This window comes from Psychromonas sp. CNPT3 (assembly GCF_000153405.2).
In the GTDB taxonomy this organism is placed as follows: Bacteria; Pseudomonadota; Gammaproteobacteria; order Enterobacterales; family Psychromonadaceae; genus Psychromonas.
In genome coordinates this window covers 248,705-269,561 of sequence record NC_020802.1, presented here as the reverse complement: position 1 = coordinate 269,561, position 20,857 = coordinate 248,705, and the positions used below count along the sequence as shown (strand labels likewise).

Below are 20,857 nucleotides of genomic sequence, written 5' to 3'. Positions count from 1 at the left end.
ATATATTGGTATTATTATATATTAGCGACCAACTTATCTTTGAATTTTTGGCGTTTAGCTAAGTGCGAATTAGATGAATGCGCATTTAATGATGACCACTGCGGGTAGCGGTGTAATGTTTTTTGATATTGAGCACATTGCTGTGCAATGCTTTTACTCACCGGCGTTGCGCCTACTTGAAATTCAATCTTATCCAGACTTGCATGCCCACGTTGCTGCAAAACATGTAGCAACTTTAATTGGCGTAAATACAAAACTTGTAACGTCTGAAGATCTAAACAAATATAACGCTCCCCTTTAATTTTTGCATGGATCTCATCATAATAACGCGCTTTAACGCTCCAAACCGCCCCGATAATACCACCAGACAATGCGGCTGCGCCGAGCGTTATTCCGCCCACTGCTAAATCGATAGCAAGACCAACACCGGCGCCTTTTGCTACCAAACTTCCCAGTTCAAGCCCATATTCTTGTATATTTTCACCGGAAAAAAGATCTAGCTGCCAAGCGCCTTGCGTAATACTTAATTCACTTTCCTGTAAATCTTGTTGCCTAAATTGATACAAGGCTAATAACTTTTTAACACATGCAGACTCCGCCACGCGCACTTTCTTTTGTAGCATTAACATCGCACTATGACAGGCCTCTTGCGTATCTTCCACGCTATAACGCAACGCCCCACATTCAATAATAAGCTCTGCCATCAATTGCTTTGCAAGCGTTAATAATGATTGCCACTGCACTTGGCGCTGCGCTATCAACGCACTTAATAAGGTTTCTTTCTCTGCCAGTAAGGTTTGCATTTTGTGATAAATTTTTAATTCATCACTAAATTTAAAATTAACATTATCAAAGCCAACATACGCATGAAAATTTAAGCGAGCTAATTGCGCCACCCAACGCGCCGTATTTTCTTGCTCACCTTTAATAAAGTTAAGCACGGGTATGATAGGTTTTGCGGCATAACTTAATATTTGTAACTCATCGCGATACTTACCCAATGTTGGGGCGCGTACATCAATGACATAAAAAATCAGATCATTTGTTAATAAAGTGCGCAACACTTTCGCTTCTTGTTGCAAGTCGTCATGATCGGTAATGTGTTCTAAAAAGTATTGTAAACGCTCAATACCATCAACGCGTTGCTCTTTAAAATAAGAGTCTAATACCTCTAACAAGCGGCTACTATCTTCGAGCCCTGGGGTGTCATAAAGCGCTAATTGTTGCGAGGCATCAATTACTAAAGCGCCCCCTTCTACATGCCTCGTGGTCCCCGCACTGTCTGCAACTTCGCCAAAGGTAACATCGCGCAACAAAGTGCGTATTAATGATGTTTTTCCCGCATTCGTATGCCCTACAACCGCTACGGATAAACTAATCATGTTGACTCCTTAACTGCATAATATTATCTAAACTAATATCGGCTTGTAATAACAATTGATACCACTGACTTAAACGCTGCGCACCTTGCGCTACCGATATACTGCCATCATCAATCAAAAGGACATACAGTGTTTTTTTAGAAGAGGAGTGAAGTAAGGTTAATAGACGTTTTAGACCTCTATCTGGGAGTTGCTTTAATGCCACATAAATGACGATTGTAGGTACTTGGATCTCATTGATAGCGTCAATAAACTTTTGTTGCTGGCGATGATCACAAATATTTTCTAGTTGGGGATCTAAGCCCTGCGTTTTTAAATGCCGAGATGCTATTGCCATCGATGCATCTGAAAGCTCTATGGCAAGCGCAAAAAAATCAGAGGGTAAAACAACCGAGTGCGCAGTTGGATCGGGGATGGAGGCAGTAATTGAGCCTTCCTTATCGGCATCGACCACCCCTAAATTAATGCTGTTAGGTAATAATTTTTGGCGTAATTGCACATAATAAAAAAGACTTTCATCAATAGCATAGTGTTTATGCTGTCGGCCTAATAAATAATGCATCAATAGCAATAAACATAAACGAGGCAAAGCCCCATAAAGCGCGAAACTACTGATCAATAGCATTGACCATACAAAACGTAAATCACCCTCATTTAAGGCGCTTTGTATACCGAGATGACTGCTCGCTATCTGCTCTGCACTGGGCACTGGGATCCCTAATAAATGCGGGATGGTAGCCAGACTTTGGGTAAAGGTTTGTAAATGCGCTGCCGACAATAAACTACTTTGCCAAATAAAATCAACTTGATGGGTAGCCAGCATTAATAGCAGCATCAATATTGCCCCACTAAAATAACTAAACCACAACAGATGCGTTAAACACGATAATTGGTAACGGCCTATTTTCCCACTAAAAGCATAACCAAAGTAAGCCTTAAAAACACACCAAAAATGTACATGACGAGGTGCACTACCTTGTCTATATTTTTCGAATCGATTAATAAAAAACAAACTAAGTCGCCCTAAAAAGGGGGATTGTAAGGACAGGGGACGGAAAAATAAAAATAACCAGACAAAAAACATGATCAGATTAGGTAAGAAAAAAAGAGAAAAAGCCCAAAAAAAGTTAACTTGCATGCCCTGTGCACTAAAGAAAAACTGTTGCACGGCACTCGCACCTAAACAGAAAAACAATAGGCCAAACAAACAAAAACACTTTTGAGTTAATCTTTTGAAATTATGTAATAGAGGGGATATGTTTAATGCTTTATCTAAACGTAAACTACGTTGGCACAGTAACGTTGAAAAATTACTTTCCACTTTTGGTTCTGATTGCACGTCTAACGTGGGGAGATCTTGCTCAATTTCTCGGATAATATCCGCAAGCAAATAGGGCTGAATCTTTTGCAATACACACTCCAGTAGTGATAGGCGCTGCTTTAAGTACAATGACGACCTAAAGCAACGACAACTATTTTATTTTTTAGTTTGACGGATCTCTTGCCACCATAAATCAGGTGCATCTATTTGCCCTTCACTATCTAGTGCAGGATAAGGGATCTTTTTTTGTTTACATAATTTCGTAAAAATGGGATGCCCACCCTCGAATAAAATGCGATGTTTCTCAGCATCACTAAGACGACACTCACCGTACATACCCGCATTTTCACGCTGACGTTGCGCTTCATATAATATAAGCGCAGAAGCCACCGAAACATTTAAAGACTGACACATACCCAGCATTGGTATGATCACATCTTGATCTGCAAGCGCTAATGCCTGCGCACTAATACCTGTTTTTTCTTGGCCCATCAAAATAGCCGTGGGCTTAGTATAATCTACCTCTCTAAAATCAATCGCTGTGTCCGAGAGATTAGTCGCAATGATTTGCATGCCTTGGGCGCGCAACGCCGCAATTGCATCTTCAATATTTTCATGAGTATGTATTTTAACCCAGTTTTGACTGCCTGTTGCCGTCACGCCACATACTTTAGTCGTTTTCGTTTCGCGCGTTGCATGTACGTCATTAACGCCAACCGCATCTGCCGTGCGCACAATCGCCGCCAAATTGTGAGATTTATGCACATCTTCTAATAATACCGTCAATTCAGGCTGGCGATGGTTTAGCATATTAGTAATGCGAGCAAAACGTTCTGGAGACATAAGGGTTCTCAAAATAAGATAAAATAAATAAGGAAGGATTATAGCAGGCATTGAGAGCAGACTGAAATAGGCTTAACCTGCAAAATAGTGACATGACGGGACGTATTTTATTAAAAGAGGCTTTAAAAGAGAAAAAAGTGAAAAGAGAAAGTAAATACCCGTTCGCATTTAAGATGCAAAGGAAGGCAGTACCTTTTGCATCTTAATAAAAATATTATAGAGAGATATAATTACTGCGCGCGTATTCAGGGCGGGCCGCCTTTAATAGCGTTGCTTCTTCTTCTGTCAATTTTCCAACCGGTAAGCCTAACACTCTAAGGGTTAATAACTGACGTGCGTCGATGGCAATAGACAACTTAATGATGCGTGAGTTACCTTTGATTTCTTGCGTCTCAAAAGACGGCACCAATACACCTGATTCCATTAAATTACTGATAGCCGGCTCACTCATTGGCAGTGCTAATACATTTTTGCGTTGGATAATAAATTCACGTAAAACGGCTTTTTCTTCAAAATCTAATTGGCGGATCATCTTATTACGACGATCGCTCAGTTGACGCTCTTCAACGCGTCGCTTAAAAGTGCCAAAAAAACCACGAAGACATATTGTTAATAGATAAGAGCCTGTCAATAAAGCTAATACCCACACATAAGGGGTTGTCAAAAATGAGGCATTATCAACATTGCTTTTTTGAAAGACAGACGTCGGCAAAGTTAACAAGGTTGCACAGACGATACAGATCCAAGCCATTGTAGTGGCGATGCTTTGTTGCTCTTTAATACGTTCGATGAATGCTATCATGTTCGGGCTCCTGCCAAAAATTTGTAAGACCCTTTTACTTAAGCAACTTACATGCCAACTTACATACCAACTTAAACATAAAAAGAGATGTAAAACAGAAACCTATAACCCCTTAATAAAAAAACGGACATTAAAAACAAATCACAGAGATCATTCTTTCCTTGCTCGGTCGAAAATTCGAATTATGTGGCACTAACATCAGAAGATACTTTTCCTGACATACAATGATGTAGCTAACGCATAAAACGGTGCACCAGCGTCATAGCTTAAGCGAGATCACCTGTCCGAGTTTGATCATTGACATTCGTCACACCGGCTAGCGTCGACAACATACCAAACCAAGACTTACATCTTAAACATTAATGCCTCTTACCTTTCTAATCTGATGGTTTTGTTCAGCAATATGATGAGGTATTTAACAGCCAACACATCAATCATACAGAGCACATTTCCACCTAACCAAAGGGAACTATTTGATAAACCACGATTTAAAGTTAAATGCTCAAAATAAATATTTCGATCCGAAAATATATATTCCTGACAACAACTTGCTTTACGCCGTCAACTGAGCACAGAGCCGCATTTCTGCAATGGCTGTTTTTCACTTTTCTGTGACTCTTATAATGATCTAGTTCGCATTTGAAATATTAATCAATTGAAGTTTCACTCCAAAAAATACAACATGAAGCGAATATTTAAAATACAGTTTACTTTTGGAGTTTAGCTACATACAAAGTAATAGCGATTGTTTCTGCTATGGCACAGGCGAGTCTCTATGGTGGTGTTTGCTACCTTTCAATGTGAAATTATAATAGCCATTAATTGGTGTTTGTTTATGGGCACAAGAGTAAGAAAAGGATGTTTTATGCTTGTTTTTTAGATTTGTTATTACAAATAAAGGTTATCTTATTATGCATATACAAGCTTTTGGAACATTAAATTATATTGTTGTCTTTTTGTACTTAACGGTAATATTAGGTATCGGAGTTTATTTTTCGCGTCGACAAAAATCAGCAGATGATTATTTCAAAGCCGGAGGGCGAATACCTGGTTGGGCTGCGGGGATCAGTGTTTTTGCAACGACATTAAGCTCCATTACATTTATGTCTATCCCCGCTAAAGCATATACGGGTGATTGGACTTTTTTAGCCGGGCAATATGTTGCTATCGCGGTCTTACCCTTTGTATTTTGGTTTTATATTCCCTTTTTTCGAAAATTAAATTTAACGTCGGTTTATGAATATTTAGAGTTGCGTTTTGATGTGAAAATGCGTTTATTTGCTAGTTTTTCCTTTATGATTTTTCATATTGGGCGCATTGCTATCATTACCTATTTAACCGCGCTTGCCTTAATTCCGTTTATTGAGATCAACCCGCTTACCATTGTGTTTGTGATCAGTATATTGTGTATCATTTATACATTTTTAGGGGGTATTGAAGGGGTTATTTGGACAGACGTAATACAAGGGATCATGTTGTCGTTTGCGGGCGTGTTAGTCTTTGTCATGATCTGCTTTAATGTTGATGGCGGTGTAGTAGAAGTTTTTAATATGTCGGCAGATGCCGATAAATTTTTCCCCATGGATAAATTTTCTTGGAGTTGGACAGATTCAACCGTGCCCGTTGTCATGATTGGTTTCTTTTTTGCTTCCTTGCAACAATTTACGGCCAGTCAAGATGTCGTACAACGCTATATTGTGACAAAAAATCTAGAAGAAACGAAAAAATCATTAGTGATGAATGCCAAATTAGTGGCTGTTGTACCTGTCTTTTTCTTTGCCGTAGGCTCAGCTTTATTTGCTTATTATTCGCAACAACCTGACCTCTTACCGGATAATTTTAATACGGGTGGTATTCTGCCTTTTTATATTATTTCACAAATGCCAGCAGGTATTGCAGGGCTCATTATCGCTGCTATTTTTGCAGCCTCACAATCGAGTATTTCGAGTAGCCTAAATAGTATTTCAGCCTGTTTTACCTCCGATGTATATTGTAAAATTAATAAACAGGCCTCATCAGTACAACAATTACAAATAGGTCGATATGTCACTGTGGGTGCGGGACTCCTAAGTATTACGGCATCATCTTATTTAGTTTTAGCGAACGAAAGTGAAATATGGAATACCTTTAACAGCCTATTAGGTTTATTAGGAGGCCCCATGACAGGATTATTTATGCTCGGTATCTTCTTCCGCAAAGCAACAGCTAAAAGCGCAATGCTAGGTGTGATAGTCAGTGTTATTAGCGTGCTGTTTGTCAAAGAATATACGCATCTTAACTTCTTCTTTTATGGCGTCATTGGATGTATTTCCGTCGTTATTGTTGGGGTTATCGTCTCCTTTTTTGACAAAGTAAATGAGTTAAACGTTGATAGCTCGTTAACCATATCTACAAAATAATAATATTAGTTTCCCCAAACGATAGCGTTTTATATTCGCTTTAACCTAAAGCATCACAGCAAGTCATAAAGCAGATGTCATATTGATTAAAATCGATATTTAAAGAGAGTCGTGATGAAAGTTCATCGAAAATTAGCACTCTTATTGGTAACGGAGAGAGGCGGATATAAATTTTATTTAATCCGCCTTAATTTAATGACTTGCCCAATCTTAACCATAGCAATACTTTACACCTGCTAACGTTAATTGCGCGCCAACCCAAAAATGCCATTTTAATCTTGATAGTCCTATTCTTAATATTTGGGAAAATATCGCAACCGAGCAACCGCTTAGCTTACGCCATCGACGGCGGGAAAAACCCCTTCCTTTTACTCAAAAGCAGTAAACACACCCCCATTGCAATAGATAAGACCTATTGATATTTTGAAAACTTAAGACTTCTCCATTGTCATTTAACACAGAGTTGGCGATAATGGTTTTTCTCACTATAAAATATCAGTCGCGTATTTATCTATAACAGAAGGTTTTCATTATGAACTTTAGAGATTTAGAGTATTTGATTGCACTCGAAGAACTCAAACACTTTCGCAAAGCAGCTGAAAAATGTTTTGTTAGTCAGCCCACTCTAAGTGGTCAGATCCGTAAACTAGAAGAAGAGCTCAATGTGCAATTAATGGAGCGCTCATCACGTAAGGTGATTTTCACGCAAGCAGGATTAGACATTGTTGCCAAAGCTAAAAACATTTTAGTTGAAGCTAAATCGCTTCGTGAGATAGCAAAAAGTCATAATCAGCCGATGCACGGACAGCTACATATTGGCTTGATCCCGACCGTTGCCCCTTATTTATTACCCTTGATCATTCCGAGTATTAGAAAAGAATTTCCAGACTTAGAAGTATTTTTGCATGAAAATCAAACCAAAGTACTGCTTAAACAATTAGAAAGTGGTGAATTGGATTGCTTAATGTTGGCTCTTTTGCCGGATATGCAAGCATTTCACAACTACCCTTTGTATGTAGAGCCATTAGAGCTGGCTTTATCTGAGACGCATCAATGGGCGAATGAACATCAAATCGATATTAAAAAACTTTCTGGTGAGCGGGTGTTAATGCTCGCAGATGGGCATTGTTTACGTGACCAAGCGCTCGGATTTTGTTTTGCAGCAGGCGCTATTGAAGATAATAGCTTTAAAGCGACTAGTTTAGAAACGTTGCGACATATGATAGGTGCAGATAATGGCCTTACCTTGCTACCACAACTTGCGATACCACTTAATCGCCATCAAGCTGGCATTAAATATATTCCTTTTATGGCGCCTATTCCCACACGATCTATTGTTTTATTGTGCAGAAAAAACAGCGTGCGCACACAGTGTTTTGAACAACTATCAACATTGATAACCAGCAAGGTCAACAAACAGCTAAAGATGTATTAAATCTAAACACACTCATAAATATCAGACACAAAAAAGCCGAACAACTGTTCGGCTTTTTTAATGTAACTTAAAAGAGGCTTACGCTTCTTCGTCTGCTACTACTGGGCGATCTACGAACTCGATGTAAGCCATTGGGGCTTTATCACCAGTACGGAAACCACATTTAATGATGCGTGTGTAACCACCAGGACGGTTCGCGTAGCGAGGTCCTAATTCATTAAATAGTTTAGCTACGACCGCGTTATCACGCGTGCGAGCAAAAGCTAAACGACGGTTAGCAACGCTATCCGTTTTAGCTAGTGTAATTAAAGGTTCAACTACACGACGAAGTTCTTTTGCTTTTGGTAAAGTAGTCTTAATTACTTCATGCTCAACAATTGAACTCGCCATATTGCGAAACATAGCCTGACGATGGCTGCTGTTTCGGTTAAGTTGACGTCCACTGTGACGATGACGCATGACTTAATCCTTATTATTCGTTATTCGACGATTGGTAAATTAATCTTCGATTAGGCTTGCAGGTGGCCAGTTTTCTAAGCGCATGCCTAGAGACAGTCCACGTGATGCAAGAACATCTTTGATTTCAGTTAGTGACTTCTTGCCTAAATTAGGCGTTTTAAGAAGTTCAACTTCTGTACGTTGTACCAAATCACCGATATAGTGAATCGTTTCTGCTTTCAAACAGTTAGCAGAACGAACAGTTAACTCTAAATCATCTACTGGGCGCAAGAGAATTGGATCAAACTCAGGTTTCTCTTCTTTCTCAACAGGTACATTAGCTTCACGTAAGTCAACAAATGCGTCTAATTGCTCAGCTAAAATTGTAGCTGCGCGACGAATTGCTTCCTCAGGATCTATCGTACCGTTTGTTTCCATATCGATGATAAGTTTGTCTAAATCCGTACGTTGTTCAACGCGAGCAGACTCAACACTGTAAGCGATACGCTCAACAGGACTGAAACATGCATCAACGAGTAAACGACCGATTGGACGCTCATCTTCTTCACTATGGATACGTGTTGAAGCCGGAACGTAACCGCGACCTGATTCAATTTTAATACGCATGCTGATTTCAGCATTGCCCGTTAAATGACAGATCACATGTTCTGGGTTGACTATCTCTACATCACCATCATGGATGATGTCGCCTGCAGTAACAGGACCAGCGCCAGACTTAGTTAAGCTAACTAGAACTTCGTTTTTACCTTCAAGCTTAACAGCAAGACCTTTAAGGTTAAGAAGAATCTCAAGGATATCTTCTTGAACGCCTTCCTTGCTGCTGTACTCATGTTGTACACCATCAATTTCGACTTCAGTTACCGCTGCACCAGGCATAGACGATAATAAAATACGGCGAAGTGCATTACCTAGAGTGTGGCCGAAACCACGCTCAAGTGGCTCTAAAGTCACTTTGGCTCTTGTTGCGTTGACTTGTTCGATATCAACTAATCTTGGTTTTAGAAAATCAATTACAGAACCCTGCATTTGTGTCCTCTCTTAGCAGTTAACTTTACTTAGAGTAAAGCTCGATGATTAACTGTTCGTTAATCTCAGCAGATAAATCTGAACGTTCAGGTTGACGTTTAAACTCGCCTTCCATCTTCGTTGTATCAACTTCAACCCAAGCTAGGGCTTCACGCTGACCAGCGATCTCTAATGCAGCACTAATACGAGCTTGCTTTTTAGATTTTTCACGGATTGCGATAACATCGCCAGCTTTCACGTTGAAAGAAGGTATGTTTACAACTTTACCGTTAACAGTTAGCGCTTTATGGCTAACTAGTTGACGAGATTCAGAGCGAGTAGCACCAAAACCCATACGGTAAACAACATTGTCTAAACGACCTTCAAGAAGTTGAAGAAGGTTTTCACCAGTGTTGCCCTGTAAACGAGCTGCTTCTTTGTAATAGTTACGGAATTGCTTTTCTAGTACACCGTAAATACGACGAACTTTTTGCTTTTCACGTAGTTGTAAACCGTAGTCTGATAGACGAGGTTTACGTGCACCATGTACACCAGGTGCATTATCTATCTTACACTTAGATTCAATCGAGCGGACACCAGACTTTAAGAAAAGATCTGTTCCTTCACGACGGCTAAGCTTCAGCTTAGGACCTAAATATCTTGCCATTGTTCTTTCTCCAATTACCTTAGAAAGTTGCGATTAAACGCGACGTTTCTTTGGTGGACGACAACCATTATGAGGGATTGGCGTAACGTCAGTAATATTAGTTACACGAAAACCCGCCGCGTTTAGTGCGCGAATCGAAGATTCACGACCAGGTCCTGGTCCATTTACAAAAACTTCTACGTTTTTAAGACCATACTCTTTTGCTGCTTCAGCAGCACGTTCTGCTGCAACCTGAGCTGCGAACGGAGTAGATTTACGTGAACCACGGAAACCAGAACCACCGGCAGTTGCCCAAGAAAGAGCATTACCTTGACGGTCTGTAATAGTTACGATTGTGTTGTTGAAAGACGCATGGATATGAGCCATACCATCAACGACTTGCTTTTTAACGCGCTTGCGAGCACGAGTTGGAGTCTTAGCCATTATCTCTTACCCTCTTATTTGCGAATAGCTTTGCGCGGACCTTTACGAGTACGAGCGTTCGTTTTAGAACGCTGTCCACGGACAGGCAAGCTGCGGCGATGGCGAATACCACGATAACAACCAAGGTCCATTAGACGCTTGATGCTCATAGATACTTCACGACGTAAATCACCTTCAACGGTGAAATTTGCTACTTCTTTACGAAGAGCTTCGATTTGTGATTCTTCCAGATCGTTAAGCTTTGTAGATTCAGCAAAACCAGATGCAGCACAAATTTTCTGTGCGCTAGTTTTACCAATACCAAAGATTGCAGTTAATGCAATTACAATGTGCTTATGATCAGGAACGTTAATGCCAGCGATACGGGCCACTATGCACTCCTTTTATTATTAATGATTCATTTGCGAAAAGCCCGGTAGGATACTCTACAAATGACGATTTATCAAACAAATAATGCTTAGATAGCTTTTCTACCTAAGCATTTGATCCAAAATCTGTAATTAGCCTTGGCGTTGTTTATGCTTTGGCTCTACACAGATAACACGCACCACACCGTGGCGCTTGATAACTTTGCAGTTACGACAGATTCTTTTAACGGATGCACGAACTTTCATTGCAACACTCCGTAGTTAGTATAACTTTTCCAGAAACGGTTATTTACCGTAATCCTTTAAGTTAGCTTTTTTCAAGACAGATTCATATTGATTTGACATCAAATGCGTCTGTACCTGTGCCATAAAGTCCATGATAACAACAACAATAATTAATAACGACGTACCACCGAAGTAGAACTGCGTATTCATTGCGACCATCATAAACTCGGGAATCAAACAGATAAAGGTAATATATAACGCGCCAGCTAATGTTAGGCGTGTCATCACTTTATCAATGTAACGTGATGTTTGTTCTCCGGGACGTATACCTGGAATAAAGGCACCGCTTTTCTTCAAGTTATCTGCAGTTTCACGTGGATTAAACGTTAACGCAGTATAGAAGAAGCAAAAGAAGATTATAGCAGCAGCATATAACATCATATGCAACGGTTGTCCTGGCTGAAGCGCCAAAGAAACATCCGATAACCAGCCTAAACCTTCAGTTTGACCGAACCAAGCAGCTATTGTACCAGGAAAAAGGATAACACTCGAGGCAAAAATTGCAGGAATTACACCAGCCATGTTTAATTTCAATGGCAAGTGCGTACTTTGAGCTGCAAAAACCTTGCGGCCTTGTTGTCGTTTGGCGTAATTAACGACGATACGTCGTTGACCACGTTCAACAAATACGACAAAAGCCGTAGTTGCAAAAACGATAACAATTAATGCGAGTAACACGATAAGATGAATTTCACCTTGACGTGCTTGCTCAGCAGTTTTGCCGATTGCACTAGGCAAACCCGCAATAATACCTACAAAGATAATGATAGAAATACCATTACCGATACCGCGTTCGGTAATTTGCTCACCTAGCCACATAAGGAACATCGTTCCCGTGACTAAGCTCACAACTGCCGTGATATAAAATGCCATGCCTGGATTTTCAACCAGACCGGGCATCATCGTTGGCAAACCGGTTGCAATACCAATTGCTTGGAATGTACCTAAGACTAAGGTACCGTATCGTGTGTACTGGTTTATCTTACGACGACCAGATTCACCCTCTTTCTTTAGCTCAGCTAAAGGAGGATGCACTACCGTTAACAGCTGGATAATAATTGACGCAGAAATATACGGCATAATACCCAGTGCAAAGATAGAGGCACGCGACAGAGCACCACCAGAGAACATGTTAAACATCTCTATGATGGTACCCTTCTGTTGGTTAAACAGATCAGCTAGGACAGCGGCGTCAATACCAGGAATCGGAACGAAAGAGCCCATACGGAACACTAAAATAGCACCCAAAACAAACAAAAGTCGTGTTTTGAGTTCGCCTAACTTAGCGCCTTGCATTGCTTTAGGATCTAATCCTGGTTTCTTAGCCATTACCTATTATTCCTCGATTTTTCCGCCTGCAGCTTCAATAGCAGCACGAGCACCCTTCGTTACACGAAGACCCTTAACTGTTACTGAGCGAGAGATTTCACCAGAAAGAACTACTTTTGTAAACTTAATAGTGTTTACAAGTAGGCCTGCCTGTTTCAACGTTTCTAAAGTTACAACATCACCCTCTACTTTAGCTATTTCGTTCAAACGAACTTCGCAGCTAACAAGAGATTTACGTGATGTGAAACCGAATTTAGGTAAACGTTGTTTCAAAGGCATTTGACCGCCTTCAAAACCTGGACGTACTTTACCGCCTGAACGAGCTTTTAAACCTTTATGACCGCGGCCACAAGTTTTACCATATCCAGAGCCGATACCACGACCAACACGTTTAGCAGAAGGCTTCGAACCAGCTGCTGGAGATAGAGTATTTAGTTTCATAATTACCCCTCAACCTTAACCATATAGAATACTTTATTAGCCATACCACGTACTGCAGGAGTATCTTCCAACTCTACAGTATGACCGATGCGACGAAGGCCTAGACCTTTGATACACGCACGGTGCTTTGGTAAACGGCCAATTGCACTTTTGGTTTGGGTTACTTTAATCGTTTTAGTAGCCATGCTTAATTACCCCAGTAATTCATTAACAGATAGGCCGCGTTTAGCTGCAATCTGCTGTGGAGAATTCATCTTCTCTAGAGCGTCAAGCGTAGCGCGAACTACGTTAATTGGGTTAGTAGAGCCGTAAGCTTTAGCAAGTACATTTTGTACGCCAACAACTTCTAATACGGCACGCATTGCACCACCTGCGATGATACCAGTACCTTCAGATGCTGGTTGCATATACACTTTAGATCCAGAGTGACGACCCTTGATCGGATGTTGCAGAGTGTTACCTTTAAGTTGGATTTCGCTGATATTGCGACGTGCTTTTTCCATAGCTTTTTGAATAGCTGCTGGAACTTCACGTGCTTTACCATAACCAAAGCCAACTCGGCCACTGCCATCACCAACAACTGTTAGTGCTGTAAAGCTAAAGATGCGACCACCTTTAACTACTTTTGATACACGGTTCACTGCGATTAGCTTTTCGTTCAGATCACCGGCTTGAGATTCTACTTTAGACATAATCTTTACCCTTAGAACTGAAGACCAGCTTCACGAGCTGCTTCAGCTAATGCTGCTACACGACCGTGGTACTGGAAACCGCTACGGTCGAAAGAAATTTTAGTAATTCCTTTTTCAACTGCGCGTTCTGCAACCAATTTTCCAATTAGTTGAGCTGCTTCTGTGTTACCACCGTTGCTCACTTGAGCGCGTACTTCTTTTTCTAAAGTAGAAGCACTTGCTACGACTTGTGCGTCAGCTGTAATTACCTGCGCGTAAGTATGGCGAGGTGTACGGTTGATCACTAGACGAGTAGCACCAAGCTCTTGTAACTTCTTACGTGTGCGAGTTGCACGACGAAGACGAGATGATTTCTTATCCATGTTCTTACCTTACTTTTTCTTCGCTTCTTTACGACGCACGATTTCATCAGCATAACGAACACCCTTGCCTTTATAAGGCTCTGGTGGACGGAACGCACGGATCTCTGCAGCTGCTTGACCGACTTGTTGAATATCAGCACCTTCCAAAATAATTTCTGTTTGGCTTGGCACCGTAACAGTAATTGATTTTGGTAATGTGTATACAACAGGGTGAGAGAAACCTAAAGATAGGTTTACATCTTGGCCTTTAACTTGTGCACGGTAACCAACGCCTTTTAGAAGAAGAGTCTTCTTAAAGCCAGTAGTTACACCGATCATCATGTTGTTAACGTTAGCACGAGCAGTACCTGCTTGTGCCCAGGCATCTTTAATGCCTTCGACAGGTGCAAATGTAATTACACCGTCTTCTAGTTTAACAACAACAGCATCATTAAGAGTACGAACTAATTCGCCTTTACCACCTTTAAGGGTGATCTCTTGACCGTTTACTTTAACTTCTACGCCAGCAAGAACAGTAATTGGTGCCTTAGCAATACGAGACATAAACTACTCCTTATGATACGTAACAGATGATCTCACCGCCGATGCTCGCTTTACGCGCAGCACGGTCAGTCATAACACCATGTGAAGTTGAAATAATCGCGATACCTAAACCAGCCATAACTTTTGGTAAGTCAGACGCACCTTTGTAGATACGTAGGCCAGGACGAGAAACTCGTTTAATAGTATCGATAACTTTTTTGCCTTCGAAGTACTTTAAAGTAACTTCTAATTCAGGCTTTGTGTCACCAGAAACAACGTATTCTGTAACATAACCTTCTGCTTTAAGCACAGCTGCAATTGCAACCTTTTGCTTAGAAGAAGGCATCTTTACAGATACTTTGCTTGCTGCTTGACCGTTACGAATACGCGTAAGCATATCCGATATAGGATCTTGCATGCTCATAACTTTTTACTCCGTGATTGATTGATTACCAGCTGGCTTTTTTCAGGCCAGGGATTTCTCCGCGCATCATATGCTCACGAACCTTAATACGGCTCATGCCAAATTTACGAAGATAACCATGTGGACGTCCAGTCACACGACAACGGTTACGTTGACGAGATGAGCTTGAATCACGAGGTAGCGTTTGAAGCTGTAATACTGCATTCCAACGATCTTCATCGCTAGAGTCAATACCACTGATGATTGCTTTTAAATTAGCACGCTTTTCAGCGAACTTTGCAACAAGCTTCGTACGTTTTACTTCACGCGCTTTCATTGATTGTTTAGCCATTATTTACACCTTACTTACGGAATGGGAAGTTGAACGCTGCAAGTAATGCATGCCCTTCTTCGTCAGTCTTAGCTGATGTCGTAATTGTGATATCTAAACCACGTACTTTATCAACTTTATCGTAATCAATTTCAGGGAAAATGATTTGCTCACGTACACCCATAGAGTAGTTGCCACGACCGTCAAATGACTTAGCATTTAGGCCACGGAAATCACGTACACGAGGGATAGCGATTGTTACCAAACGCTCAAAGAAATCCCACATACGTGCTCCACGTAATGTTACTTTACAACCAATTGGGTAGCCTTCACGAATTTTGAAGCCTGCCACTGAGCGGCGTGCTTTAGTGATCATTGGCTTTTGACCTGAGATGAGTGCCATATCTGACGCTGCATGCTCTAGGACTTTTTTATCAGCCAGTGCTTCACCAACACCCATGTTAAGGGTGATTTTCTCTATTCGAGGGACTTGCATAACAGACGTGTAGCCGAATTGCTTTTGCAAATCAGACACCACGTTGTCTTTATAGAAATTATGCAGTTTCGCCATCGTAAACTCCAGTTACTTCACAAGTTCATTATTAGACTTGAAAAAACGGACTTTTTGTTCGTTCTCAATTCTAAATCCAACACGATCCCCTTTACCCGTTGCTGGGTTAAGGATCGCAACATTTGATACTTCGATTGGTGCTTCCTGAGTAATAATACCACCAGTTACGCCCGCTTGCGGGTTTGGCTTTTGATGTTTCTTAACAGTGTTCACACCTTCAATAATTATTTTACCGTTCGCTAAAACTGTAGAAATTTTCCCAGTTTTACCTTTGTCTTTACCGGCTATTACAATTACTTCATCGTCACGCTTTAATTTTGCTGCCATTTCGATTCCTTACAGTACTTCTGGCGCCAGTGAAACAATCTTCATAAAATTATCATTACGAAGTTCACGAGTTACAGGGCCAAAGATACGTGTACCGATAGGCTGGTTGTTTGCATTCAGCATGACCGCAGCGTTGCGATCAAAACGAATTACAGAACCATCGGGACGACGTACACCTTTTCTGGTACGCACTACCACAGCAGTGTGAACATCACCTTTTTTTACTTTACCGCGAGGAATTGCTTCCTTCACAGATACTTTGATGATGTCACCGATTGCTGCATAACGGCGATGCGAGCCACCAAGGACCTTAATACACATTACGCGTCGAGCGCCGGAATTATCGGCTACGTCAAGCACACTTTGCATCTGGATCATTACAGTGCTCCGCTATTTTACAATTGATACTCTCTAACTAAGAGTGGTTTACCCCTTAAAATAAGGGAACGGCATCATACCATCACTTTTCTTAGAAAGATAGTTTAAAAAAACGGCACCCTCATGAGCGCCGTTTATACATATGTAACTATTGAGTAATTTATTACAAATAAATTACGCTTTAGTTACGATTTCAGCCAATGTCCAAGACTTAGTCTTAGATAAAGGACGACATTCGCTAATTTTAACGAGATCGCCTTCACTACATTGGTTTGTTTCATCATGTGCATGTATCTTAGTCGTACGCTTCATGAATTTTCCGTATAACGGATGCTTCACTTTACGTTCGATAGCTACAACGATAGATTTATCCATCTTAGCACTGATTACTTTGCCTTGAAGAGTACGAGTATTACATTCGCTCATTACGCACCTGCCTTCTGAGTTAGTACAGTTTTAACACGGGCAATGTCACGACGCAAATTTTTAACTGCGTGTGGTTTTTCTAACTGACCAGTGCTCAACTGAATACGTAAGTTAAATTGCTCACGTAATAAGTTTAAAAGCTCAGCTTCAAGCTCTTCAACACTTTTATCTTTAAGTTCGTTAGCTTTCATTACATCACCTTACGAGTTACAAAAGTTGTAGATAATGGCAATTTAGAAGCAGCTAAAGCAAATGCTTCACGCGCTAGAGCTTCTGGTACACCCGCCATTTCATACAGAACTTTACCTGGTTGAGTTTGAGCAACCCAATATTCCACGTTACCTTTACCTTTACCCTGACGCACTTCAAGAGGCTTCTGAGTAATCGGTTTATCAGGAAACACACGGATCCAGATTTTTCCTTGACGCTTCACGTGACGTGTCATTGCACGACGCGCAGCTTCAATTTGACGAGCAGTAATACGACCGCGACCAGTAGCCTTCAGTCCGAACTCGCCAAAGCTTACTTCCGTACCTTTAGAAAGACCGCGGTTGCGACCTTTCATCATTTTACGGAACTTCATACGTTTTGGTTGCATCATTAGATATTACTCCTACTTACCGCGACCTTTGCGTTTTGGTTTAGATGGTTGCTGTTCTTGTTGTAGTGGTAAACCACCTAGAACTTCACCTTTAAATATCCAAACTTTAACACCGATGATACCGTAAACTGTTAACGCTTCAGACGTTGAGTAATCGATATCAGCACGAAGAGTATGTAGAGGTACACGACCTTCACGATACCATTCAGCGCGTGCGATTTCTGCACCACCTAAACGACCACTAACTTGAACTTTAATGCCTTTAGCGCCAAGACGCATAGCATTTTGAACCGCGCGCTTCATCGCACGACGGAACATTACACGACGCTCTAACTGAGATGAGATTGAATCTGCAACTAGTTTTGCGTCAAGTTCAGGTTTACGAACTTCTGAAATATTGATTTGAGCTGGAACGCCGGCCATTTTAGCAATAGCTGTGCGTAGCTTCTCAACATCTTCGCCTTTTTTACCAATTACAACGCCTGGACGTGCAGTGTGAATAGTCACACGAACACTTTTAGCAGGACGTTCAATTGTTACTTTAGACAAAGAAGCATTTTTCAGTTTCTCTGTTAAGAATTTACGAATTAGATGATCACTAAATAGATTATCTGCAAATTCTTTTTTGCCAGCATACCAAGTAGAGCTAAATGCTTTAGTGATACCTAGGCGAATACCGTTAGGATGAACTTTCTGTCCCATTGCTTAACCCCTGTCTGATACCACTACTGTGATGTGGCAAGAACGCTTCATAATACGATCGGCACGGCCTTTCGCACGAGGCATAATACGCTTCATTGTTGGACCTTCGTCAACACAAATTTTTGTGATAACTAGTTCATCAACATCAGCGCCTTCATTATGCTCAGCGTTTGCGATAGCAGAATCAACTACTTTCTTGATTAACACAGCAGCTTTCTTAGGGCTGTATGCTAAAAGTTCAAGTGCTTTTTCTACTGTAAGACCACGTACTTGATCCGCTACCAATCGTGCTTTCTGAGCAGAAGAACGAGCGTATAAATGTTTAGCTAAAGCTTCCATAATAACCTCTATTTCTTCGCTTTCTTATCCGCGACATGGCCACGGAAAGTACGAGTTGGTGCAAATTCACCCAGTTTCTGGCCGACCATTTCGTCGGTTACAAATACTGGCACGTGTTGACGCCCGTTATGGACAGCGATGGTTAGACCAATCATATCTGGAATGATCATTGAACGGCGAGACCAAGTCTTAATTGGTTTTTTCTCTCCGCTTTCCATCGCTTTCTCTACCTTCTTCAGCAAGTGTAGGTCAATGAATGGACCCTTCTTGAGAGAACGTGGCATGGCGATACCTCTGCTTATTTCTTATTACGACGACGAACAATGTACTGATCAGTACTCTTGTTCTTACGAGTTTTGTAGCCTTTCGTTGGGACACCCCAAGGAGACACAGGATGACGACCACCCGATGTTTTACCTTCACCACCACCATGTGGGTGATCTACTGGGTTCATTACAACACCACGAACGGTAGGACGAATACCACGCCAACGCGTAGCACCAGCTTTACCTAATTGGCGTAGCATATGTTCTGCATTACCAACTTCACCGATTGTTGCACGACACTCAGAAAGGATTTTACGCATTTCACCACTACGTAAACGTAGAGTTACATATGCACCATCACGAGCTACAATTTGGCTGTAAGCACCAGCTGAACGTGCAATTTGTGCACCTTTAGCAGGTTTCATCTCTACAGCATGTACTGTTGTACCTACTGGAATATTACGCATTGGCAAAGTGTTACCCACTTTGATCGCTGCATCTTCACCAGATTGGATCATATCACCAGCAACTAGGCCTTTAGGCGCTAGTATATAGCGACGTTCACCATCAGCATAAAGAACGAGTGCGATGTTTGCACTACGGTTTGGATCATATTCCAAACGCTCTACTTTTGCTGGGATACCGTCTTTATTACGTTTAAAGTCAACAAGGCGATAGTGTTGTTTATGACCACCACCAATATGACGAACCGTAATACGACCACCATTATTACGACCACCAGATTTAGATTTTGCTTCTAAAAGTGGAGCGTATGGCTTACCTTTGTGCAGTTCGTGATTTACCACTTTAACTAAGTGGCGACGACCTGGCGAGGTAGGTTTACATTTTACAATAGCCATTTATAATTCCTCTACTCAGCGCCAGCGAAATCGATGTCTGCACCTTCAACAAGTGTAACGTATGCTTTTTTCCAGTCGCTGCGGCGACCAATACGTTGACCTGTACGCTTGGTTTTACCCTTCACGTTTAGTGTGCGAACACCAGTCACTTCAACTTCAAATAGTTTGTGAACTGCTGCTTTGATTTCTGCTTTAGTTGCATTACCTGCAACTTTGAATACAACAGTGTTGTGATTCTCAGCAGATAAAGTTCCCTTTTCAGAGATATGCGGTGCTAGGATCACTTGTAATAAGCGTGCTTCACTAATCATGCTAAGCTCTCCTCAATCTTTTTAACTGCGCTAGCAGTTACCACAACTTTATCAAATGCGATAAGACTTACTGGATCAATACCTTGAACATCACGAACATCTACTTTGTAGAGGTTACGTGCAGCTAAGAATAGATTCTCATCTAATTCTTCAGTAATAATCAGAACGTCTTTCAGATCCATTTCTTTAAGTTTCGCTTTAAGCTCTTTGGTTTTCGGAGCTGAAACAGTAAAGTTCTCTACAACGATTAGACGATCCTGACGAACAAGTTCAGACAGAATGCTTCTCACTGCACCGCGGTACATTTTACGGTTAACTTTTTGGCTGTGGTCCTGAGGACGCGCAGCAAAAGTAACACCACCACCAACCCAAATAGGGCTACGGATTGTACCGGCACGAGCTCGGCCCGTTCCTTTTTGACGCCATGGCTTCTTACCGCCACCGCTAACATCAGAACGATTTTTCTGAGCACGAGTACCTTGACGAGCACCAGCTGCATAAGCAACGACTACCTGATGAACTAGGGCTTCGTTGAATTCACGTCCAAAGGTAGCGTCAGAAACTTCAAGTGCACTTTGTGCATCTTTCAATACCAATTCCATTACTA

Annotated in this window: 32 protein-coding genes; 2 read left to right on the top strand and 30 right to left on the bottom strand. The window is 41.2% G+C overall.

Annotated elements, in window-relative coordinates; all coding sequences use genetic code 11:
• Positions 1 to 14: 14 nt before the first annotated feature.
• From PCNPT3_RS01275 to PCNPT3_RS01260, 4 genes are all read right to left on the bottom strand, one after another.
• Positions 15 to 1,382, bottom strand: coding sequence for a DUF3482 domain-containing protein (locus PCNPT3_RS01275; protein WP_015464061.1), 1,368 nt, complete (start codon positions 1,380 to 1,382; stop codon positions 15 to 17).
• A complete protein-coding gene (locus PCNPT3_RS01270) occupies positions 1,375 to 2,793 on the bottom strand; it encodes a DUF2868 domain-containing protein (RefSeq protein WP_015464060.1) in 1,419 nt (472 codons plus the stop codon). The genes PCNPT3_RS01275 and PCNPT3_RS01270 overlap by 8 nt, the downstream gene beginning before the upstream one ends.
• Before the next feature lie 66 nt (positions 2,794 to 2,859).
• Positions 2,860 to 3,546: a tRNA (guanosine(18)-2'-O)-methyltransferase TrmH gene (gene trmH, locus PCNPT3_RS01265; protein WP_015464059.1), complete on the bottom strand. Its 687-nt coding sequence runs from the start codon at positions 3,544 to 3,546 to the stop codon at positions 2,860 to 2,862.
• 214 nt (positions 3,547 to 3,760) lie between these two features.
• Positions 3,761 to 4,348 (bottom strand): superinfection exclusion B family protein, encoded by a 588-nt coding sequence (locus tag PCNPT3_RS01260; protein WP_015464058.1) that lies wholly within the window; start codon positions 4,346 to 4,348, stop codon positions 3,761 to 3,763.
• A 911-nt stretch (positions 4,349 to 5,259) separates the two neighbouring features.
• Between PCNPT3_RS01260 and PCNPT3_RS01255 the strand changes: the two genes are divergently transcribed.
• Both PCNPT3_RS01255 and oxyR read left to right on the top strand, forming a co-directional pair.
• On the top strand, positions 5,260 to 6,747 hold the full coding sequence (locus tag PCNPT3_RS01255) for a sodium:solute symporter (RefSeq protein WP_041771337.1): 1,488 nt from the start codon (positions 5,260 to 5,262) through the stop codon (positions 6,745 to 6,747).
• 532 nt (positions 6,748 to 7,279) lie between these two features.
• Positions 7,280 to 8,182, top strand: coding sequence for a DNA-binding transcriptional regulator OxyR (gene oxyR, locus PCNPT3_RS01250; RefSeq protein WP_015464056.1), 903 nt, complete (start codon positions 7,280 to 7,282; stop codon positions 8,180 to 8,182).
• Between the two features lie 78 nt (positions 8,183 to 8,260).
• Here oxyR and rplQ read toward each other — a convergent pair whose 3' ends face one another.
• The 26 genes from rplQ to rplD form a co-directional block, all read right to left on the bottom strand.
• Positions 8,261 to 8,641: a 50S ribosomal protein L17 gene (gene rplQ, locus PCNPT3_RS01245; RefSeq protein WP_015464055.1), complete on the bottom strand. Its 381-nt coding sequence runs from the start codon at positions 8,639 to 8,641 to the stop codon at positions 8,261 to 8,263.
• 39 nt (positions 8,642 to 8,680) lie between these two features.
• Positions 8,681 to 9,667, bottom strand: a complete 987-nt coding sequence (locus tag PCNPT3_RS01240) for a DNA-directed RNA polymerase subunit alpha (RefSeq protein WP_015464054.1) — start codon at positions 9,665 to 9,667, stop codon at positions 8,681 to 8,683.
• 25 nt (positions 9,668 to 9,692) lie between these two features.
• Positions 9,693 to 10,313 (bottom strand): 30S ribosomal protein S4, encoded by a 621-nt coding sequence (rpsD, locus tag PCNPT3_RS01235; RefSeq protein ID WP_015464053.1) that lies wholly within the window; start codon positions 10,311 to 10,313, stop codon positions 9,693 to 9,695.
• A 33-nt stretch (positions 10,314 to 10,346) separates the two neighbouring features.
• On the bottom strand, positions 10,347 to 10,736 hold the full coding sequence (gene rpsK / locus PCNPT3_RS01230) for a 30S ribosomal protein S11 (RefSeq protein WP_015464052.1): 390 nt from the start codon (positions 10,734 to 10,736) through the stop codon (positions 10,347 to 10,349).
• Between the two features lie 14 nt (positions 10,737 to 10,750).
• Positions 10,751 to 11,107, bottom strand: a complete 357-nt coding sequence (rpsM, locus tag PCNPT3_RS01225; RefSeq protein ID WP_015464051.1) for a 30S ribosomal protein S13 — start codon at positions 11,105 to 11,107, stop codon at positions 10,751 to 10,753.
• Between the two features lie 129 nt (positions 11,108 to 11,236).
• Positions 11,237 to 11,350, bottom strand: coding sequence for a 50S ribosomal protein L36 (gene rpmJ, locus PCNPT3_RS13645; RefSeq protein WP_015464050.1), 114 nt, complete (start codon positions 11,348 to 11,350; stop codon positions 11,237 to 11,239).
• Between the two features lie 39 nt (positions 11,351 to 11,389).
• Positions 11,390 to 12,718: a preprotein translocase subunit SecY gene (secY, locus tag PCNPT3_RS01220; RefSeq protein ID WP_015464049.1), complete on the bottom strand. Its 1,329-nt coding sequence runs from the start codon at positions 12,716 to 12,718 to the stop codon at positions 11,390 to 11,392.
• A gap of 6 nt (positions 12,719 to 12,724) precedes the next feature.
• Complete coding sequence (rplO, locus tag PCNPT3_RS01215) at positions 12,725 to 13,159, bottom strand: 50S ribosomal protein L15 (RefSeq protein WP_015464048.1); 435 nt, start codon at positions 13,157 to 13,159, stop codon at positions 12,725 to 12,727.
• A gap of 2 nt (positions 13,160 to 13,161) precedes the next feature.
• The gene (gene rpmD, locus PCNPT3_RS01210) at positions 13,162 to 13,344 is read right to left on the bottom strand and encodes a 50S ribosomal protein L30 (protein ID WP_015464047.1); all 183 of its coding nucleotides are present in this window, start codon (positions 13,342 to 13,344) and stop codon (positions 13,162 to 13,164) included.
• Positions 13,345 to 13,350: 6 nt separating this feature from the next.
• The gene (gene rpsE, locus PCNPT3_RS01205) at positions 13,351 to 13,851 is read right to left on the bottom strand and encodes a 30S ribosomal protein S5 (protein WP_015464046.1); all 501 of its coding nucleotides are present in this window, start codon (positions 13,849 to 13,851) and stop codon (positions 13,351 to 13,353) included.
• Positions 13,852 to 13,862: 11 nt separating this feature from the next.
• Positions 13,863 to 14,213 carry a 50S ribosomal protein L18 gene (rplR, locus tag PCNPT3_RS01200; RefSeq protein WP_015464045.1) on the bottom strand — a complete coding sequence of 117 codons (351 nt, stop codon included), beginning with the start codon at positions 14,211 to 14,213 and terminating at the stop codon, positions 13,863 to 13,865.
• Between the two features lie 9 nt (positions 14,214 to 14,222).
• Complete coding sequence (gene rplF / locus PCNPT3_RS01195; RefSeq protein ID WP_015464044.1) at positions 14,223 to 14,756, bottom strand: 50S ribosomal protein L6; 534 nt, start codon at positions 14,754 to 14,756, stop codon at positions 14,223 to 14,225.
• Between the two features lie 10 nt (positions 14,757 to 14,766).
• Entirely contained in the window at positions 14,767 to 15,159 is a 393-nt protein-coding gene (gene rpsH, locus PCNPT3_RS01190) for a 30S ribosomal protein S8 (RefSeq protein WP_015464043.1), read from the bottom strand.
• Between the two features lie 25 nt (positions 15,160 to 15,184).
• On the bottom strand, positions 15,185 to 15,490 hold the full coding sequence (gene rpsN / locus PCNPT3_RS01185; RefSeq protein ID WP_015464042.1) for a 30S ribosomal protein S14: 306 nt from the start codon (positions 15,488 to 15,490) through the stop codon (positions 15,185 to 15,187).
• Between the two features lie 10 nt (positions 15,491 to 15,500).
• A complete protein-coding gene (rplE, locus tag PCNPT3_RS01180; protein WP_015464041.1) occupies positions 15,501 to 16,040 on the bottom strand; it encodes a 50S ribosomal protein L5 in 540 nt (179 codons plus the stop codon).
• A 12-nt stretch (positions 16,041 to 16,052) separates the two neighbouring features.
• A complete protein-coding gene (rplX, locus tag PCNPT3_RS01175; protein WP_015464040.1) occupies positions 16,053 to 16,367 on the bottom strand; it encodes a 50S ribosomal protein L24 in 315 nt (104 codons plus the stop codon).
• 9 nt (positions 16,368 to 16,376) lie between these two features.
• Positions 16,377 to 16,745 (bottom strand): 50S ribosomal protein L14, encoded by a 369-nt coding sequence (gene rplN / locus PCNPT3_RS01170; RefSeq protein ID WP_015464039.1) that lies wholly within the window; start codon positions 16,743 to 16,745, stop codon positions 16,377 to 16,379.
• A 174-nt stretch (positions 16,746 to 16,919) separates the two neighbouring features.
• Positions 16,920 to 17,171: a 30S ribosomal protein S17 gene (rpsQ, locus tag PCNPT3_RS01165; RefSeq protein ID WP_015464038.1), complete on the bottom strand. Its 252-nt coding sequence runs from the start codon at positions 17,169 to 17,171 to the stop codon at positions 16,920 to 16,922.
• Positions 17,171 to 17,362, bottom strand: coding sequence for a 50S ribosomal protein L29 (gene rpmC, locus PCNPT3_RS01160; protein WP_015464037.1), 192 nt, complete (start codon positions 17,360 to 17,362; stop codon positions 17,171 to 17,173). Before rpmC ends, rpsQ begins: the two co-directional genes overlap by 1 nt.
• Complete coding sequence (gene rplP, locus PCNPT3_RS01155; protein ID WP_015464036.1) at positions 17,362 to 17,772, bottom strand: 50S ribosomal protein L16; 411 nt, start codon at positions 17,770 to 17,772, stop codon at positions 17,362 to 17,364. Before rplP ends, rpmC begins: the two co-directional genes overlap by 1 nt.
• Before the next feature lie 12 nt (positions 17,773 to 17,784).
• Positions 17,785 to 18,474 (bottom strand): 30S ribosomal protein S3, encoded by a 690-nt coding sequence (gene rpsC / locus PCNPT3_RS01150; RefSeq protein ID WP_015464035.1) that lies wholly within the window; start codon positions 18,472 to 18,474, stop codon positions 17,785 to 17,787.
• 3 nt (positions 18,475 to 18,477) lie between these two features.
• Positions 18,478 to 18,813 carry a 50S ribosomal protein L22 gene (gene rplV / locus PCNPT3_RS01145; protein ID WP_015464034.1) on the bottom strand — a complete coding sequence of 112 codons (336 nt, stop codon included), beginning with the start codon at positions 18,811 to 18,813 and terminating at the stop codon, positions 18,478 to 18,480.
• An 8-nt stretch (positions 18,814 to 18,821) separates the two neighbouring features.
• The gene (gene rpsS / locus PCNPT3_RS01140; RefSeq protein ID WP_015464033.1) at positions 18,822 to 19,097 is read right to left on the bottom strand and encodes a 30S ribosomal protein S19; all 276 of its coding nucleotides are present in this window, start codon (positions 19,095 to 19,097) and stop codon (positions 18,822 to 18,824) included.
• A 14-nt stretch (positions 19,098 to 19,111) separates the two neighbouring features.
• Entirely contained in the window at positions 19,112 to 19,939 is an 828-nt protein-coding gene (rplB, locus tag PCNPT3_RS01135; RefSeq protein ID WP_015464032.1) for a 50S ribosomal protein L2, read from the bottom strand.
• An 11-nt stretch (positions 19,940 to 19,950) separates the two neighbouring features.
• Positions 19,951 to 20,250 (bottom strand): 50S ribosomal protein L23, encoded by a 300-nt coding sequence (gene rplW / locus PCNPT3_RS01130; protein ID WP_015464031.1) that lies wholly within the window; start codon positions 20,248 to 20,250, stop codon positions 19,951 to 19,953.
• Positions 20,247 to 20,852 carry a 50S ribosomal protein L4 gene (gene rplD, locus PCNPT3_RS01125; RefSeq protein ID WP_015464030.1) on the bottom strand — a complete coding sequence of 202 codons (606 nt, stop codon included), beginning with the start codon at positions 20,850 to 20,852 and terminating at the stop codon, positions 20,247 to 20,249. The genes rplW and rplD overlap by 4 nt, the downstream gene beginning before the upstream one ends.
• Between the last annotated feature and the right edge of the window lie 5 nt (positions 20,853 to 20,857).

Coding starts and splice junctions, on each gene's coding strand:
- PCNPT3_RS01275 (WP_015464061.1), bottom strand. CDS start 1,382: ATGATTAGTTTATCCGTAGCGGTTGTAGGGCATACGAATGCGGGAAAA.
- trmH (WP_015464059.1), bottom strand. CDS start 3,546: ATGTCTCCAGAACGTTTTGCTCGCATTACTAATATGCTAAACCATCGC.
- PCNPT3_RS01260 (WP_015464058.1), bottom strand. CDS start 4,348: ATGATAGCATTCATCGAACGTATTAAAGAGCAACAAAGCATCGCCACT.
- PCNPT3_RS01255 (WP_041771337.1), top strand. CDS start 5,260: ATGCATATACAAGCTTTTGGAACATTAAATTATATTGTTGTCTTTTTG.
- oxyR (WP_015464056.1), top strand. CDS start 7,280: ATGAACTTTAGAGATTTAGAGTATTTGATTGCACTCGAAGAACTCAAA.
- rplQ (WP_015464055.1), bottom strand. CDS start 8,641: ATGCGTCATCGTCACAGTGGACGTCAACTTAACCGAAACAGCAGCCAT.
- PCNPT3_RS01240 (WP_015464054.1), bottom strand. CDS start 9,667: ATGCAGGGTTCTGTAATTGATTTTCTAAAACCAAGATTAGTTGATATC.
- rpsD (WP_015464053.1), bottom strand. CDS start 10,313: ATGGCAAGATATTTAGGTCCTAAGCTGAAGCTTAGCCGTCGTGAAGGA.
- rpsK (WP_015464052.1), bottom strand. CDS start 10,736: ATGGCTAAGACTCCAACTCGTGCTCGCAAGCGCGTTAAAAAGCAAGTC.
- rpmJ (WP_015464050.1), bottom strand. CDS start 11,350: ATGAAAGTTCGTGCATCCGTTAAAAGAATCTGTCGTAACTGCAAAGTT.
- secY (WP_015464049.1), bottom strand. CDS start 12,718: ATGGCTAAGAAACCAGGATTAGATCCTAAAGCAATGCAAGGCGCTAAG.
- rplO (WP_015464048.1), bottom strand. CDS start 13,159: ATGAAACTAAATACTCTATCTCCAGCAGCTGGTTCGAAGCCTTCTGCT.
- rpmD (WP_015464047.1), bottom strand. CDS start 13,344: ATGGCTACTAAAACGATTAAAGTAACCCAAACCAAAAGTGCAATTGGC.
- rpsE (WP_015464046.1), bottom strand. CDS start 13,851: ATGTCTAAAGTAGAATCTCAAGCCGGTGATCTGAACGAAAAGCTAATC.
- rplR (WP_015464045.1), bottom strand. CDS start 14,213: ATGGATAAGAAATCATCTCGTCTTCGTCGTGCAACTCGCACACGTAAG.
- rplF (WP_015464044.1), bottom strand. CDS start 14,756: ATGTCTCGTATTGCTAAGGCACCAATTACTGTTCTTGCTGGCGTAGAA.
- rpsH (WP_015464043.1), bottom strand. CDS start 15,159: ATGAGCATGCAAGATCCTATATCGGATATGCTTACGCGTATTCGTAAC.
- rpsN (WP_015464042.1), bottom strand. CDS start 15,490: ATGGCTAAACAATCAATGAAAGCGCGTGAAGTAAAACGTACGAAGCTT.
- rplE (WP_015464041.1), bottom strand. CDS start 16,040: ATGGCGAAACTGCATAATTTCTATAAAGACAACGTGGTGTCTGATTTG.
- rplX (WP_015464040.1), bottom strand. CDS start 16,367: ATGGCAGCAAAATTAAAGCGTGACGATGAAGTAATTGTAATAGCCGGT.
- rplN (WP_015464039.1), bottom strand. CDS start 16,745: ATGATCCAGATGCAAAGTGTGCTTGACGTAGCCGATAATTCCGGCGCT.
- rpsQ (WP_015464038.1), bottom strand. CDS start 17,171: ATGAGCGAATGTAATACTCGTACTCTTCAAGGCAAAGTAATCAGTGCT.
- rpmC (WP_015464037.1), bottom strand. CDS start 17,362: ATGAAAGCTAACGAACTTAAAGATAAAAGTGTTGAAGAGCTTGAAGCT.
- rplP (WP_015464036.1), bottom strand. CDS start 17,772: ATGATGCAACCAAAACGTATGAAGTTCCGTAAAATGATGAAAGGTCGC.
- rpsC (WP_015464035.1), bottom strand. CDS start 18,474: ATGGGACAGAAAGTTCATCCTAACGGTATTCGCCTAGGTATCACTAAA.
- rplV (WP_015464034.1), bottom strand. CDS start 18,813: ATGGAAGCTTTAGCTAAACATTTATACGCTCGTTCTTCTGCTCAGAAA.
- rpsS (WP_015464033.1), bottom strand. CDS start 19,097: ATGCCACGTTCTCTCAAGAAGGGTCCATTCATTGACCTACACTTGCTG.
- rplB (WP_015464032.1), bottom strand. CDS start 19,939: ATGGCTATTGTAAAATGTAAACCTACCTCGCCAGGTCGTCGCCACTTA.
- rplW (WP_015464031.1), bottom strand. CDS start 20,250: ATGATTAGTGAAGCACGCTTATTACAAGTGATCCTAGCACCGCATATC.
- rplD (WP_015464030.1), bottom strand. CDS start 20,852: ATGGAATTGGTATTGAAAGATGCACAAAGTGCACTTGAAGTTTCTGAC.